12 protein-coding genes and 1 riboswitch are annotated in these 14,300 nt (G+C 42.2%); of the genes, 8 read left to right on the top strand and 4 right to left on the bottom strand.

Annotated elements, in window-relative coordinates:
• Positions 1 to 9: 9 nt before the first annotated feature.
• A complete protein-coding gene (locus tag J2Z37_RS05920) occupies positions 10 to 927 on the bottom strand; it encodes a C40 family peptidase (RefSeq protein WP_209809301.1) in 918 nt (305 codons plus the stop codon).
• Positions 928 to 1,096: 169 nt separating this feature from the next.
• On the opposite strand from J2Z37_RS05920, the gene J2Z37_RS05915 reads away from it, so the two are divergent.
• Positions 1,097 to 1,498 (top strand): hypothetical protein, encoded by a 402-nt coding sequence (locus J2Z37_RS05915; RefSeq protein WP_209809300.1) that lies wholly within the window; start codon positions 1,097 to 1,099, stop codon positions 1,496 to 1,498.
• A gap of 104 nt (positions 1,499 to 1,602) precedes the next feature.
• Here the strand turns inward: J2Z37_RS05915 and J2Z37_RS05910 are convergent, their stop codons facing one another.
• Positions 1,603 to 3,894, bottom strand: coding sequence for a YcdB/YcdC domain-containing protein (locus J2Z37_RS05910; protein ID WP_209809299.1), 2,292 nt, complete (start codon positions 3,892 to 3,894; stop codon positions 1,603 to 1,605).
• Between the two features lie 185 nt (positions 3,895 to 4,079).
• Here J2Z37_RS05910 and J2Z37_RS05905 point away from each other — a divergent pair, with 185 nt between their 5' ends.
• The 3 genes from J2Z37_RS05905 to J2Z37_RS05895 all read left to right on the top strand — a co-directional run bounded on the left by J2Z37_RS05905 (position 4,080) and on the right by J2Z37_RS05895 (position 7,484).
• Entirely contained in the window at positions 4,080 to 5,288 is a 1,209-nt protein-coding gene (locus J2Z37_RS05905) for an MFS transporter (RefSeq protein ID WP_342453795.1), read from the top strand.
• Between the two features lie 64 nt (positions 5,289 to 5,352).
• On the top strand, positions 5,353 to 6,516 hold the full coding sequence (locus J2Z37_RS05900) for a pyridoxal phosphate-dependent aminotransferase (protein ID WP_209809297.1): 1,164 nt from the start codon (positions 5,353 to 5,355) through the stop codon (positions 6,514 to 6,516).
• Positions 6,517 to 6,536: 20 nt separating this feature from the next.
• Positions 6,537 to 7,484 carry a 3-hydroxyacyl-CoA dehydrogenase family protein gene (locus tag J2Z37_RS05895; RefSeq protein WP_209809296.1) on the top strand — a complete coding sequence of 316 codons (948 nt, stop codon included), beginning with the start codon at positions 6,537 to 6,539 and terminating at the stop codon, positions 7,482 to 7,484.
• Between the two features lie 293 nt (positions 7,485 to 7,777).
• Here the strand turns inward: J2Z37_RS05895 and J2Z37_RS05890 are convergent, their stop codons facing one another.
• Entirely contained in the window at positions 7,778 to 8,533 is a 756-nt protein-coding gene (locus J2Z37_RS05890) for a TraR/DksA C4-type zinc finger protein (protein ID WP_209809295.1), read from the bottom strand.
• A 172-nt stretch (positions 8,534 to 8,705) separates the two neighbouring features.
• Here J2Z37_RS05890 and J2Z37_RS05885 point away from each other — a divergent pair, with 172 nt between their 5' ends.
• On the top strand, positions 8,706 to 9,506 hold the full coding sequence (locus J2Z37_RS05885) for a Cof-type HAD-IIB family hydrolase (RefSeq protein ID WP_209809294.1): 801 nt from the start codon (positions 8,706 to 8,708) through the stop codon (positions 9,504 to 9,506).
• A 58-nt stretch (positions 9,507 to 9,564) separates the two neighbouring features.
• Positions 9,565 to 9,709: riboswitch (cyclic di-AMP (ydaO/yuaA leader) on the top strand.
• A gap of 7 nt (positions 9,710 to 9,716) precedes the next feature.
• Positions 9,717 to 10,325, top strand: coding sequence for a 3D domain-containing protein (locus J2Z37_RS05880; protein ID WP_209809293.1), 609 nt, complete (start codon positions 9,717 to 9,719; stop codon positions 10,323 to 10,325).
• Positions 10,326 to 10,429: 104 nt separating this feature from the next.
• Here J2Z37_RS05880 and J2Z37_RS05875 read toward each other — a convergent pair whose 3' ends face one another.
• Positions 10,430 to 12,037, bottom strand: a complete 1,608-nt coding sequence (locus tag J2Z37_RS05875) for a gamma-glutamyltransferase family protein (protein ID WP_209809532.1) — start codon at positions 12,035 to 12,037, stop codon at positions 10,430 to 10,432.
• A 206-nt stretch (positions 12,038 to 12,243) separates the two neighbouring features.
• Here J2Z37_RS05875 and ystJ point away from each other — a divergent pair, with 206 nt between their 5' ends.
• Both ystJ and J2Z37_RS05865 read left to right on the top strand, forming a co-directional pair.
• Positions 12,244 to 13,470: an NADP-dependent malic enzyme gene (gene ystJ, locus J2Z37_RS05870; RefSeq protein ID WP_209809292.1), complete on the top strand. Its 1,227-nt coding sequence runs from the start codon at positions 12,244 to 12,246 to the stop codon at positions 13,468 to 13,470.
• Between the two features lie 34 nt (positions 13,471 to 13,504).
• Positions 13,505 to 14,287, top strand: coding sequence for an IclR family transcriptional regulator (locus J2Z37_RS05865; RefSeq protein WP_209809291.1), 783 nt, complete (start codon positions 13,505 to 13,507; stop codon positions 14,285 to 14,287).
• Positions 14,288 to 14,300 lie beyond the last annotated feature (13 nt).

The raw sequence follows: 14,300 nt of genomic DNA, 5'->3' as shown, positions 1-14,300 counted from the left end.
TTTAGGAAATTACCTTGCCAGTCGTTTGGCAAATAGAAAGCGGGTCTGCCAATATCCATGGACAGGTGAGATGGTAACGCCGGGTTTTCCATAGGTGTGGATCATTTTTCCTCTTCCAATATACATCCCGACATGTCCGACAATTTTGTTGCTTTTGAAACGTCCAGGGGTATAAAAGAAGAGGAGGTCACCCTTTTGCAGATCTTTCATACTCACACGAATACCTTTTCGTGCTTGGGCCCGGGCGGTTCTTGGTAAATGAACGCCAAAGTCCCTGTATAAATACCGGACAAAGGACGAACAGTCGAAGCGCCTGGATTTAGGATACGGATCTGCACCGCGAAGATAGGGTACGCCCTTATAGTTTAAAGATTTCGTTACGATCTTGTCTTCATTGATTTGTGGAAGCCCCAATACTTCCATTCCTTCATCTGTTAAACGATTATCGTCAATGGGTTGCACAGCTAGGTTATGATTGGAATCCCATGTAACAGAGGTCCCCATGATAGCAGCCAAGCTGTCAGGTGTCATAAAAGCCTGTCCGTTAATGACACGTGGTGCCTGCGGAAGTTCAACCAAGGAATCCTCAGCGACCGCCTGACTACGCTCAGGATAAATGGCATAGAGGACATCCGAATCACCGATTTTCAACACCTTCTGGTTCTCATCCCATGCGGATCGAAAATCCAAAGTTTTAAAAAAATCTTCTACAGAAATCAAACGGTCATTACCTGATTGAATGGTTCGGATGGACGGCTCTGAAACATCCTCGCCAATCTTCATACTAGTCAAATTTACTTGATCAGCTTTTTGAACTTCTTGAACCGATAATTTTTCCTGGGGGTGGTTCACAGAACAAGCTGTTAAAAAAATGGTGAAACTAAGAAAACCAGTGAAAATTTTTCCGAATTGCGTCTTCATCCCCATGCACTTTCACCTCAAAAAGTTGTTTAATATTTCTTTAGGGTGCAATGAACTGTAGGGAAATATTCAAAGGATGTAATTTTCCGCATAAGAAAGTGTCGGTGAATTTATTGAAACAATGAATGGATAATCTTCGTAAATAATTGTATAAAGACTCGAATGGAGGGAAACCATGAAAAAGTTATCAATGGCTTTAGCTTTGGCCTTGGTCGGCAGTTTAAGCCTTGTTGGATGCTCGATGAATGGGCAAGAAGTGCTATCAGATAAAGATGTCGAGATCTTAAAGGATGCCGGCAAAGAAATTGGACAATTAGCGAGTAATGTGGCACAAAACGTTATGAACGATCAGGAGCTACAAAACGCCTTGATGGAATCCGCAAAAGTAAGTGCGAAGGTTGCAGTCAATTTCGTGCAACAAGTCATGCAGGACCCTCAAGTTCAGGAAGCGGCAGAAAAATTGGGAGATCAAGCAGTTGAAGAGGTCATTCAACAGGTTGTGCAGGAGCAGGGTGGTTTAAATGGTGAGGTTATGCAACTGATTATTAATGAGCTTCAGAATAGGGTGAATCAATAAACTTATCAATTCCTTTAACGAGTTATAAAGGATAAATTCAAATAGGAATAGTCCTTCATAGAAATTATGAAGGACTATTTTCAACGCTATGAGAAAACACTTTTCTAATATCTAATCGCTCCACCCTGGTTTCTTTTACTAAGAAAGTGGTAAAAGGCGACAGCTGCTTCCGCACGGGTAACTTTTTCATCTGGCTTGAAGGCTTTGCTTGCAGTATCCATAATTCCCAATTTTGTAACCAAAGTCGCGGCCGCAGGGTTTTCCATCGAAGCGGTGTCGGTTAGATCATTGTTAAACAGGTTAGGCACTTCCAATAAGTTGCTGTACCCTAATGCTTTAATGATTAAGTTGGCCAGTTCTTCGCGGTCAATTTTTTCATTTGGTTTGAATTCTGTTTTCGTACCATCGATCAGATTTTGCTGTACGGCATTTTCAATGTAACCAAAGTAGTCAGACTCCTTGGAAACATCGCTAAAGGTTGCTGCGCGATTAGGGTCATACCAGATTGGATAACCGTTGTTTTGTACGAGCATGAGCATTTTAATCATTTCACCACGCGAAATTTGTTCTTCCGGGGCTATTTTGCCATCTGTTATGTCGAATATATTATAGTGAAGAAGCAATCGTAGTTCTTTCTCGTATTTATGGCCTTTAATATCGGAGATGGTCTCCGCAGTGCTCACCGGTTTTTTGGTTTCCCGATTGGTCCATAAGCCTGTTTTGGCATCAAGGAAAGTGGGTTCTCCGCTATTTTTCATTCGCGCTTCATACACCAGCATAGCCTCCGTATTGGATTTACCTGGTTTATTGTAGATGCTCGGTTTCTCTTGCGGTAATATATAGGTTAATTTCAATTCAACCATATCCATATAGGTTTTCTTTGCTTGTTCCTTATTAACAACCACAGGGGCTTCCTTAGGCAGTTTTAAATTGTAGGGGTCAAACCAATAGTTGGCAATTTTTCCTGTTTGTGAATCAACACTAACCCCTATGCTTTGATTTTCCAGGGTTACACCGTGCTGTAGGACGGCAAAGGAAAAATAGAAAATTCCCGGATTTGCCTCTTGATAAGGATTTGGAGGCATTTTCACAAAATAAATTTGATTTGCTATATCTGGATTTAATTTTTTAACTAGTTCAGTTGCTTGTTTTTGTGCTTCTTCTCTAGAAATTTTCGGAGACGTCTTTTCATTTGCAGGGATTTTGCCTTCTTCCTTTGCATAATAAACTTGATCTGAATTATTATAGTTCAGGACTCTTCCTGTTACCGCATCAATCGAAGCGGAGGACCAGCCTCGAGTAATTCCATTTACATTTTGCTCCCAATTAAAGTCCCATACCGAAACAGGATTATCGATATTTTCTTCACGGTAGCTTGCGTTGATGATCTTTGAGTCCTCTGGCAGGGAAAAATGTTTTCTTAAAGCAGCAAGTGCCTGTTCCTGAGTCAGGGTTTTACCAGCGGGCATATCCCCTAATTTTTTGTCGGAGATCTGCTCGAGTCCTAATTGTGTCTGGGGAATCATATCACCCCAAGGGGTTACAAGTGCCCCGTCTGTTGCCCGAAAATATTGTTGTCCATAATAGCCAGTACCATCGAATGTTTGCGGAACATAAGCGATGGGATCTGTATCATTTTTTTGTCTCGGACCCCAATAGCGTATTAACCGAAGGGATAGGTCTAACTGATCCTCATAAAGTTTGGTGATAGATTCCTCACTCATCACATTCTTTGCAGCAGGAAATTGAATATCGTCACTCCAACGATAACTGAACCCGGTGACTTCACCGTTCCCGTTAATATTCACGCGAATTTCGTTATTATCGAAGAGAATACCATTCACTTTTCGCTTATACGTAACGGGATAGATAACACTCCCTTGTAATGGTGGTTTAGTCGGTTCAAATCGATTATCATAAACGATTTCATCCTTCTTATCCGGGAATTGTTTCATAATAAATTCCATGGCCAAATCTTTTGCTTTGCCGAGATCAACCTTGGGCGGATAGGTAGCATTCGGGTCATATTCATTTTTGTACATATCGATATTTAAGATGCTACTGCTATTGGCATCCACTACGACTTGGATACTGCCGTAATCGGGGCCTTGGTGATCCCAGTAAAATACCCAGGCGGGAGAATTACTGCCCCACCATTTTGATTGAAATTCAACGTTTCGTTGTGTATAGTCAGCAGGAATATCAATGCCTTTTTTGGCAATTTGCAGTGCCTTATCTTTGGACACCTTAGCATTTTCCATAGCTTGGTTATCCTGTGCCGAAACCTTTGGATTAGCAGGAAGTGTAGCAGGTTCTGCAGCGTAGGCAGGCAGGGATGTTAAAATTAAGGAACTGGCAAGAAGAAGCTTAATAGGATGATTACGAAAAACTCCCATGTGAATCATTTCCTTTCCTGGCAATTTATTCGAACTTATCTTAATAGACGAGTCGATTTCAAAAAGGTTTCAAGGAAGATGTGAATGAATTTTAAAATTTTTTCTGTGCAATAAATATTGAATATTTACAATTGGAAAAATGGTGTTATATTGTAGGAAATGACTTAAAGAAGGTCGGGAATAGCATGATGGATAAGTGGAAACATCCTGTGGTGACCGTTTCCCTCATAACTGCTTTTTGCCTTTTGGGAGATTCGATGTTATACATTGTGCTTCCTATTTATTGGAAAGAGGCGGGATTGCAGTCCCTAATTGAGGTTGGGATTTTATTGTCTGTGAATCGCTTCGTGAGGCTGCCGATGAATCCACTGGTTGGGTGGCTCTATCACAGACTCTCGCTTCGCAAAGGCCTTTTGATTGCCATCGTTCTTTCGGTCACAGCAACGGTTGGGTATGGTTTAGCGAACAGCTTTTGGATTTGGTTTATTCTCCGTTGTATTTGGGGGATGGCCTGGTCATTATTAAAGCTCGGGGGATATTTTACTGTCATTCTTTGTGCTGAGGACAGTAATAGAGGAAAATGGATGGGAACGTATAATGGGCTGTATCGCTTGGGAAGTTTATTCGGCATGCTTCTTGGGGGCTTCCTTGCAAGTACCTGGGGGATTACGGGTGTCACATTCCTATTCGGTTTTACGCCGTTTTTGGCAATCCCATTTCTTTTTATTTCGTTTGAAGATTCCCATGTTACCAATCAATCGAGGAAAAAATTGCATTGGAATCAGGAAACCAAGACCTGGCTTTTCTCCCGCCAAGTCATGCAGGCTGTAGTTAGCGGTTTGTTGATTGCCATGCTTTTTCAGGGGATTCTTACTTCCACCTTAAGCTATGTAATTGAATATCATCATTTTGAGCTTGCTATGCTAGGGTTCGTTGTTGCTGGGTCAGCCTTGTCAGGTCTTCTCCAAGCCTTTCGATGGACATGGGAACCTTTCTTGGCAACGAATATAGGCAAATGGTCAGACGGAGAAAAGGGGAGAAAGCCTTATTTAGTCATTTTTCTTTTCATCGCAGGAATCACATATTCTCTCATTCCCCTTGAAGTCCCATTGCTAATTTGGCTCCCAATCGTGATCGTGCTACTCATATCCGCCACAGCGCTCACTACCTTGATCGATGCAATTGCTTCAGATGCAGCCAAGGAAGGAAATACAGTCGTTTTCATGACCATTTATTCTATGATGATCGATATGGGGGCAGCACTGGGACCACTTCTTGGCTATGCCGTGATCCGTTTGCAGAATGGTCTATGGCTTACATATGGAGGTGCTGCGTTAATCCTTATTGGAGTAGGGATATTGTGGACTATTCGGACAAGAGAGAGTGGAAACTGAGGTTTTGTATTTCTAAATATGATATATTAAAAGATACATAAAATTAATTTTTAGGGAGAAGAACATGAAAAGTTTTGCGAAAAGTCGTGAAAGAATTCCTATGAATAGTATTCGGGAAATTATGAATATGGCGGAAGGGATGTCAGATGTCATTCAGCTCCAGATCGGCGAGCCCGCTGCGGAAACCCCGGTACATATAAGGCAGGCAGCCATTCGTGCGATGGAAGAGGGGTATACTCATTATACTTCGAATGCAGGATTGCTTTCATTGAGAGAAGCCATCTCTCGACGAATGGAACGAGACTATCAGGTTCAGGTTGGTACAGAACGGATTATCATCACGGCGGGGGCCGTCGCAGCGTTAAATCTTGCTTTACTGTCCCTGGTTGAAGTGGGCGAGGAAGTACTGATTCCAGATCCGACGTACCCCAATTATGAAAGTCTAGTTCGTATGCAAGGTGCGATTCCGGTTTATTACCCAACAAACGCAGCAGATGGATACCTTCCTGATCTACAAGCGTTGGAGGATAGAATTACCCCGTATACAAAAGCCATGATTATTAATTCGCCTAGTAATCCAACAGGTGCCGTCTTTACTAAAGAAGTTTGGCTAGGCGTCCTTGAGCTAGCTAAAAAACATGATATCTATCTTATTTCCGATGAAATTTACGATGAATTAATCTATGAGGGCGAACATATTTGTCCATTGTCCTTGGCACCTGAGCTGGAAGACCGAATCATTAGTATCTTTGGCTTTTCCAAGGCTTATGCGATGACGGGTTGGCGCCTTGCCTATGCGCTTGTTCCGGAAAATCTTTTCAATCTCATGTGTAAATTGCAGGAACCCGTCACAACCTGCGCATCTTCTATCTCTCAAAAAGCTGGTGAGGCTGCGCTAGATGGGTCAAGTGAATTTGTGACAACCATGCGGAAGGAATACCGTGAAAAACGCGATGCCGCCTGTGACATCCTAGACAGGTATGAAATTGACTATAATAAGCCAAAAGGTGCGTTTTATATTCTGATCGATATTTCGAAAACTGGGGTAACAGCTCGCGATTTTGCCATACAGCTACTAAAGCAAGAGAAGGTGGCTGTTGCACCTTGCGGTGTTTTCGGCCCTTCAGGGAAACATTTAATCCGTGTCTGCTTTGCTGGTGATCGCTCATTGTTGGAGGAAGGCATACACCGGATCGGACAGTTTTATCAGGGGTTCTTTGAAAAGTAAAAGATAAAGGGGGAATAAGGATGAAAGAAGAAAAACTAACCATATTGGGTTCAGGAACAATGGGACATTCCATCGCCCTGACTGCGGCTCTCTCTGGACTAGCTGTTAAAGTTTGGGGAAACACCGAACAGGATATTGCAAACGGAGAGCGTGGGGTTAGGGACAAGCTCGAGATATTGCTGCAAAATCAGGCTATTACCGAGGGGGAGAAGGTCGAAACGAGAGAACGAATTCAATTTACGGTTCATTGGGAAGAAGCACTGGAAGGGGCAACCTTTATTATTGAAGCTATTCCAGAGATATTGCAGTTAAAACAGGATTTCTTCCAAAAGCTCGATCAGCAATGTTCGTCAGATGTTATTCTTGCTAGCAATACCTCGGGATTAAGCCCAACAGCTATTGCTATCAATACCCAAGAACCAGGAAGAACGATTGTGACTCATTTTTGGAATCCCGCCCATTTAATTCCGCTTGTGGAAGTAGTCAAAGGAGAAAAAACCACAGATCAAACCGTCGATCGAGCGATGGCGATGATTAAGAAAATGAATAAAAAACCAATTTTGGTAAAAAAGGACATCCTTGGTTCGATTGGAAACCGCCTGCAATATGCTTTGTTTAGGGAGGCTCAGTATATCCTAGAACAAGGTGTAGCAAGCATGGAGGATATAGATGATGCTGTTCGATACAGCCTAGGTCGCCGATTACCTGTTACAGGACCATTCATGACAGCTGATATGGGTGGATTGGACGTTTTTCACGCGATTTCCAGTTATCTGTTCCCAGACCTTTGCAAAGAGGATGGTTCTCTTGCAAGCATGCGTCAATTGGTTGATCAAGGAAAATATGGTCAGAAGAATGGGGCAGGGTTTTATCAATGGACGCCTGAATTTTCGGCGAAGATGAGTGAGGCACGGGAAAAAGAACTAATCGAGTGGTTGAAAAAAGATCGTGCCTCTGAAGGTTGGTAGGGTTTATTAAACCTAGGAAAGTTAGAACATGCTGGAATACGACGGATTTGCTGAGATATTGTAGTCCCGGTAAGGGAAAGCTTGGAAAGGGCTTCGATAGTAGCTTTACATATAGCGGAAAACTTTTCCGTAATTTGGGATAGTTCCAGAAAAAAAGGTTAAATAGCGGAAAACTTCTCCGCTATTTAACTAAAGTAATCACTTAAATAACCCTTAAACCGGAATAACGGAAAATACTTCAGTTATTTAACCGTTATTAGGTCCAAAATCATGAATAACGGAAAGTTTTTCTTCTATTTTCTTAGTTCTTCATCAATTTCTAGGTCTTCGGTTCCTAACCCACCCACAGCAGACATAATATTTGCCTCATCTAACTCTGCCTCATAGGCTTCGTGTATAATATTGTTGGAGACACCGATATAATTTCCGTACATGTCAGCCATGGCAAAACCTTCAATCGGTTCCACGTACCCGACCGGTTCATCGGATTCGATATACATTTCATCATAATCAAATCTTCCGTGATTTTGGAAATCCGAAGGGCTTTCAGATGTTCCGTATCTGGCTACCTCCTGCCAAGCGTCTTCCGAATCATACATAGATACATCAGTTTCATCGTACTTAAACTTGCCAAATGGTGGGGTTAATACTTCTTCTTCGACCGGACGATCATCGGATGTCACCTTATTTGGTGTGTGTTCAATGCAACGGGTTGTTGTCGGTAATGCCATAAGCCGCTCTACAGGGATGTCCTTGCCACAGACCTGGCATTTGCCATACTTACCTTTATCCATAGCTTCAAGGGCCATAATGGTATCCTGCAGCTGTTCTTCTGCATGTTCATTTAGCGCGATATCTTTTTCCCTTTCGAACAGTTCACTTCCATGGTCAGCTGGATGGTTATCATAACTTGATAATTCATCCAAAGATTCTTTGATTAGAGCGAATTCAGTATCAAAATGCTGATTTGCATCAAGTCTTTGGTGCAAATCTTCCTTTTCTGCAAGCAATATGGAACGCAACTTTGACAATTGATCTGGCGTAAGCAAAGGCAATTCCTCCTCTAACAAGCCTTGAATTTATTGTGCCTTAAATACCTGAAAAATTGTTGTTGGATTACTGGAAGTATCTAATTTACATAATTTATATTATGTAAACTAAATGCAGATGCGTTGGTTTTAAATCATGTTATAATAAAGAAAAGTCCTTAGGAGTGGAGAAATGAAATCGAAATATCAGCTGATTGCCCTTGATATAGATGGTACTTTATTAAATGATCATTATGAATGTGATGGGGAAACAAGGGCGTTGTTACAAAGTTTGGAAGAGGCGGGGCTAGAAATTGTTTTATGTACAGGTCGTGCACTTGAACCCACCAAGAAAGTTGCGGAAATGGTTGGGGTGGGTTCCTATCTTATAACGGATAATGGTTCTGTCACCTACCATACACCCACAAGGGATGCTGTTTCGATCAAGGCTATTGATCCAGATTACCTTGAAAATATTCTGGAAATATTAAACAATAAACATGTACATATTGACGTTACAGCAATGGAGAAGATGTATACCATTCCGCATCATGCAGAGATTGCAGATATGTATAAGAAATATATGGTGAATCCGGTAATATTGGAGCAACTTGAAGAATTGCCTGAACCTATTTTGAAGGCAACTTTATATGGTTCTGAAAAGGAAATTGATCAAATATACGAAGAGCTACCACAGCAATTAATTCCCTATCAGGTTCAATGTTTTCGTAGCGGGCCTTATTTTATTGACGTTATGAACAAACAAGCAACAAAAGGGACTGCTTTAGCGTCATTGACAAAAAGATTAAATATTAGTTCAAATACCGTCATTGCGATTGGGAATTATTACAATGATATTGACATGATCCGTTTCGCCGGGATGGGTGTAGCAATGGAGAATGCACCGGAGAAAGTCAAGATTGCCGCAGATCTTATAACGGAATCAAACAATCAGCAAGGGGTTAAGCGAGCTTTAGAATCACTCATTGGTTAATTTTCTGAAGAAAACTTTTCCAGTTTTTGTGTCTTTTCCAGTATCTAAATTCATGATAGACTTCCATAAGCCGAAACTTTACCCAAAAATAAGTACGGGGGATTCTGTACGTCTTAGACGTTTGGGGTGAATCGCTCATTTGCGTAGGGTTACTCCTTAACCCGAATCCGACAACTAACCTCGTAGGCAAAAAAGGAGTCGATCATAAAAATGAATAAATGGAAAAAGCGGGTGATTTCCATTGGTGTCACCATATCTTTATTTGCTATGGCTACACCAACCTTTGCCGCTTCTTACACGGTAAAAGAAAAGGATACCCTGTGGGAAATCTCTAAAACCCACCAGATCTCATTGGCAAAACTCCAACAGGAAAATCCGACCGTGGATGCATTGAATTTACAACCGGGGCAAACCATTAACCTCCCGGAAAAAAATGAAAAACAACAGAATAAAACAGCAAAAATCACAATGGCAAGTAAAAAGTCCTTACCTGAATACTCAAAAGTGATTACTGCTATTTCAACAGCTTACACTTCAGCACCATCTGAGAATGGGAAATGGGGTGCTGTTGATTATTTTGGGAATCCTCTTAAATTAGGGACAATCGCCGTTGACCCTAAAGTTATTCCATTAGGAACAAAAGTTTTTATCGAAGGGTATTCCTCTGATGTGTTACCTTCTGGTGGAATGTACGCTGTTGCCTCTGATGTAGGTGGGAAGGTAAAAGGCAATCGGATTGACATCTTCCTCCCAACAACCTCGAAAAAAGCCTGGACATTTGGCAAGCAGAATGTAAAGGTTTATCTTTTGGGGGAATAGCCTGTAGAAGGTTTGACCGACACAGACTGTCGATTTATTAAACAGAAAAATTCCCGTTATTAAACGGGAATTTTTTGTTGTTGCCGAAAGGACTCTCCGTTAATTTACCATGCAGCAACTACTCCGTCTGCTCGAGGTTCTGTACCTCCAATTAGGACACCTGTTTGCGGGTCTCGCCAGATCAACTGTCCACGTCCAAATGGCATGACATTCAATGCTTTGACAATGTGATGTCCCTTCCGTATTAATGCTTGGGCAATGTGATCAGGGAAATGGGGTTCAACTTCAACCACATTGTTTTCGATCCAACGCCAACGCGGACTGTCCAAAGCAGCCTGTGGGTTGAGCCCATAGTCAATTGTGTTCATGATCACCTGAACATGCCCTTGTGGTTGCATATAAGCACCCATTACTCCAAAAGGACCAATTGGGACATTATCCTTCGTTAAAAACCCAGGAATATTGGTGTGGAAGGACTTCTTATTAGGCTGTAACGCATTGGCGTGAGAGGGGTCCATCGAAAAATCCTTCCCACGGTTATGCAGGCTAATCCCAGTCCCTGGAATGACGATCCCTGACCCGAAGCCATTATAGTTGCTCTGGATAAAGGAGACCATGTTTCCTTCTCCATCTGCTGTGGCCAAATAGACTGTTCCACCCGCAGGAGGACGTCCAGCCTCAGGTAATCTTGCTGTGTCAGAAATTAATCTGCGCCTTTCCTCGGTATAACTTTCGGACATCAATGCTTCTACTGATGTTCCCATATACCTCGGATCGGTAATATATCGTAAACCATCAGCAAACGCCAATTTCATAGCTTCAATTTGCTTGTGATAGCTATCGATGGAATCCTTTTCTTGGAATTCAAAGCCTTTTAAAATATTCAAAGCTAATAGAGCAACAAGGCCTTGTCCATTTGGCGGGATCTCCCAAACATCATACCCTCTGTAATTAACCTTTATCGGATCCACCCACTCTGGCTTATAGGCTGCTAAATCTTCTTTGCTTAGAAACCCGCCATGCTTTTGCATAAAGGAATCAATTTGTTCCGCTAGATAACCTCGATAAAAGGCCTCCCCTTTAGTCTCTGCAATGGATTGGAGCGTCTCTGCGTGGCCTGGAGACTTCCATATCTCTCCAATTTGAGGAGCTCTGCCTTCCGGTGCGAATACCTCAAACCAAGGCTGGAACACTTCCCCTTTTAGTTTAGAAAACATCTCAAAAGACGATTTCCAGAGGGAATGAACATGAGGAGATACGGGAAACCCCTTTTCTGCGTAAACAACAGCTGGCTGTAGAACTTGTGTCAGCGGGAGTTTCCCGAACCTTTCAGATAATGCCACCCACGCAGATGGAATACCGGGAACGTTGACAGGAATTACTCCATGTTTGGGAACCTCTTTAAGGCCAGCTTTTGTTAATTTTTCGATTGAAATAGATCCGGGTGAAGGACCAGTTGCATTCAATCCATGCAGTTTACCTTCGGTCCACACGATAGCAAAGGCGTCACCGCCGATCCCGTTGGAAGTAGGTTCAACTACGGTTAAACATGCAGCCGTAGCAATGGCAGCATCAATAGCATTGCCACCGCTTCGGAGAATATCGAGCCCAGCTTGGGCAGCAAGGGATTGCGAAGTGGCAACCATCCCATTGCGGGCAAAGACAGCATGTCTTCGGGAGGGATATGGATAGTATAAAGAATCGTAATTCATCACGTAAGATTTCCCACCTTTCTTTTTAAACATTATAATCAAATACAACCCAATAATCCATATTATCAATTAAATTTAAAGTTTCAGAAATAATAAGTTTACATTCCTCGGCTTAAATGATAGAATTTTATTAATAGTTTAATTAATAGAACGTTGTTCTGTAATATGGAACAAGATGAAAATTTAAAAGGATGGTGTCCTTAACAATGGCATTGAAAGAGGAAGCATTGGAACTTCACCGCACTTTTCAAGGCAAGCTTAGTATTGATTCAAAAGTATCTGTACAGAGTGCAAGAGATCTTAGTTTAGCCTATTCACCAGGTGTTGCAGAACCTTGCCGGGAAATTTTCAAGCAGAGGGACCTCGTTTATGACTATACGATCAAAGGGAATTTGGTAGCTGTGGTCAGTGACGGAACCTCAGTGCTGGGACTAGGAAATATTGGTCCTGAGGCAGCCATGCCTGTAATGGAAGGGAAGGCAGTTTTGTTCAAACGATTTGCTGGCGTTGATGCTTTTCCTATTTGCCTGAATACAACTGATCCGGAAAAACTTATTGAGACGATCAAATTGCTTGAACCTACTTTTGGCGGGATCAATTTAGAAGATATTGCAGCACCAGCATGCTTTGAAATCGAGCGACGTCTAAAAGAAGAAATGAATATCCCGGTTTTCCACGATGATCAGCATGGAACAGCAATCGTTACGGCAGCTGGTCTAATAAATGCATTGAAACTTGCTGGTAAGAATTTGCACGAAGTAAAGGTGGTTGTTAATGGCGGTGGAGCTGCTGGGATAGCGGTTGTCAAATTGCTTCACTCAATGGGGTTACAGCAAATTATTATGTGTGATACCAAGGGCGCGATATACGAAGGCAGAGAAGAAGGAATGAATGAAACGAAGATTGAGATTTCGGAGATGACAAACAAACAAAAATTAAAAGGTCAACTAAAAGAAGTAATCGTTGGGGCAGATGTATTTATTGGTGTCTCTGCAGCTGGTATTTTGTCCAAGGAAATGGTTCTCTCTATGAATCCCCAACCAATTATTTTTGCCATGGCTAACCCTGATCCTGAAATTCTTCCCGAGGATGCAATCGCTGCGGGTGCTAGAGTTATTGGAACGGGGCGTTCTGACTATCCTAATCAGGTTAATAATGTTCTGGCTTTCCCAGGTATCTTTCGCGGTGCGCTAGATGTTCAAGCATCCTGCATAAATGAGGAAATGAAGGTTGCAGCTGTTTATGCCATTGCAAATTTAGTTTCAGAGGCAGAGCTTACCGAGGAAAACGTAATTCCAAACAGTTTAGATCCACGCGTTGCGCCAAATGTAGCTTTAGCCGTTGCAAAAGCTGCCTTGGAAACCGGTGTAGCAAGGTTACAGATGAACATAACAGATCTGGCAGCCAAGTACAAGAATCTTACGGTTTGTTAAGAAACCCTTTCCAGCACTCTTAAGGGGGGAGAAGATGGAAGAAGGTGTTAAATCCCTGGAGCGAGCCTTTCAAATTGTTGAACAGGTGAGTGTGGAAAAGAACGGCATTGGGATTACAGAATTGTCAGTGAAGCTCGGGATGTATAAAAGCACGGTCCATCGAGTCCTAAATACCCTTGTTCATCTTGGTTATGTGGAACAGGATCGTAACACTGAAAAATATAAACTAGGTTATAGATGGCTAGCGGTATCATCTCGGTTGTTAAACAATCTTGATATCCGCAAGGTTGCCTATCCCTACCTGCAGGATCTTGCTGATCATACCGGGGAAGTGATCCACCTTGTAGTCCTCGATGGGCATGAAGTGGTTTACATTGAAAAAGTGGAAGGCAATCAGACCATTCGCATGCATAGTCAAATCGGTAAGCGTGTGCCTGTTCATTGTACAGGTGTCGGGAAAGCAATTCTTGCTTTTCTACCACCTGCGGCTCTGACAAAGGTTCTCAGTGGATGTGAATGGCATGCGCATACACCATACACTTTAAAGACTGAAAATGAGCTTCTTAGACATTTGGAAAAAGTAAGAAAACAGGGTTATGCTTTTGACTTAGAGGAAAATGAACTTGGCATCTCCTGTGCTGCAGCACCCATTTGGGATTATACAGGAAAGGTAGCCGCTTCAATTTCCGTGTCTGGCCCGACTACCCGCATGAATAAGGAAAGGCTTGAAGATACGGCGAAACTAGTCCGCGAGTATGGCCGAAAAATTTCTGTTACCCTCGGTTATTCTAACGAATTTCAAACCATCGAGAACTAAAAATGAAAGGGCA

Source organism: Ammoniphilus resinae, from assembly GCF_017873965.1.
Taxonomy (GTDB): domain Bacteria; phylum Bacillota; class Bacilli; order Aneurinibacillales; family RAOX-1; genus Ammoniphilus_A; species Ammoniphilus_A resinae.
Note: the sequence above shows the minus strand (reverse complement) of the source record. Positions and strands in the feature narration are given on the sequence as shown.

Excerpts from the sequence above, each read along its gene's own strand:
- J2Z37_RS05895 (WP_209809296.1), top strand. The coding sequence starts at position 6,537 with ATGAAAGAAGAAAAACTAACCATATTGGGTTCAGGAACAATGGGACAT.
- J2Z37_RS05900 (WP_209809297.1), top strand. The coding sequence starts at position 5,353 with ATGAAAAGTTTTGCGAAAAGTCGTGAAAGAATTCCTATGAATAGTATT.
- ystJ (WP_209809292.1), top strand. The coding sequence starts at position 12,244 with ATGGCATTGAAAGAGGAAGCATTGGAACTTCACCGCACTTTTCAAGGC.
- J2Z37_RS05910 (WP_209809299.1), bottom strand. The coding sequence starts at position 3,894 with ATGGGAGTTTTTCGTAATCATCCTATTAAGCTTCTTCTTGCCAGTTCC.
- J2Z37_RS05915 (WP_209809300.1), top strand. The coding sequence starts at position 1,097 with ATGAAAAAGTTATCAATGGCTTTAGCTTTGGCCTTGGTCGGCAGTTTA.
- J2Z37_RS05920 (WP_209809301.1), bottom strand. The coding sequence starts at position 927 with ATGGGGATGAAGACGCAATTCGGAAAAATTTTCACTGGTTTTCTTAGT.
- J2Z37_RS05905 (WP_342453795.1), top strand. The coding sequence starts at position 4,080 with ATGATGGATAAGTGGAAACATCCTGTGGTGACCGTTTCCCTCATAACT.
- J2Z37_RS05865 (WP_209809291.1), top strand. The coding sequence starts at position 13,505 with ATGGAAGAAGGTGTTAAATCCCTGGAGCGAGCCTTTCAAATTGTTGAA.
- J2Z37_RS05885 (WP_209809294.1), top strand. The coding sequence starts at position 8,706 with ATGAAATCGAAATATCAGCTGATTGCCCTTGATATAGATGGTACTTTA.
- J2Z37_RS05875 (WP_209809532.1), bottom strand. The coding sequence starts at position 12,037 with ATGAATTACGATTCTTTATACTATCCATATCCCTCCCGAAGACATGCT.
- J2Z37_RS05880 (WP_209809293.1), top strand. The coding sequence starts at position 9,717 with ATGAATAAATGGAAAAAGCGGGTGATTTCCATTGGTGTCACCATATCT.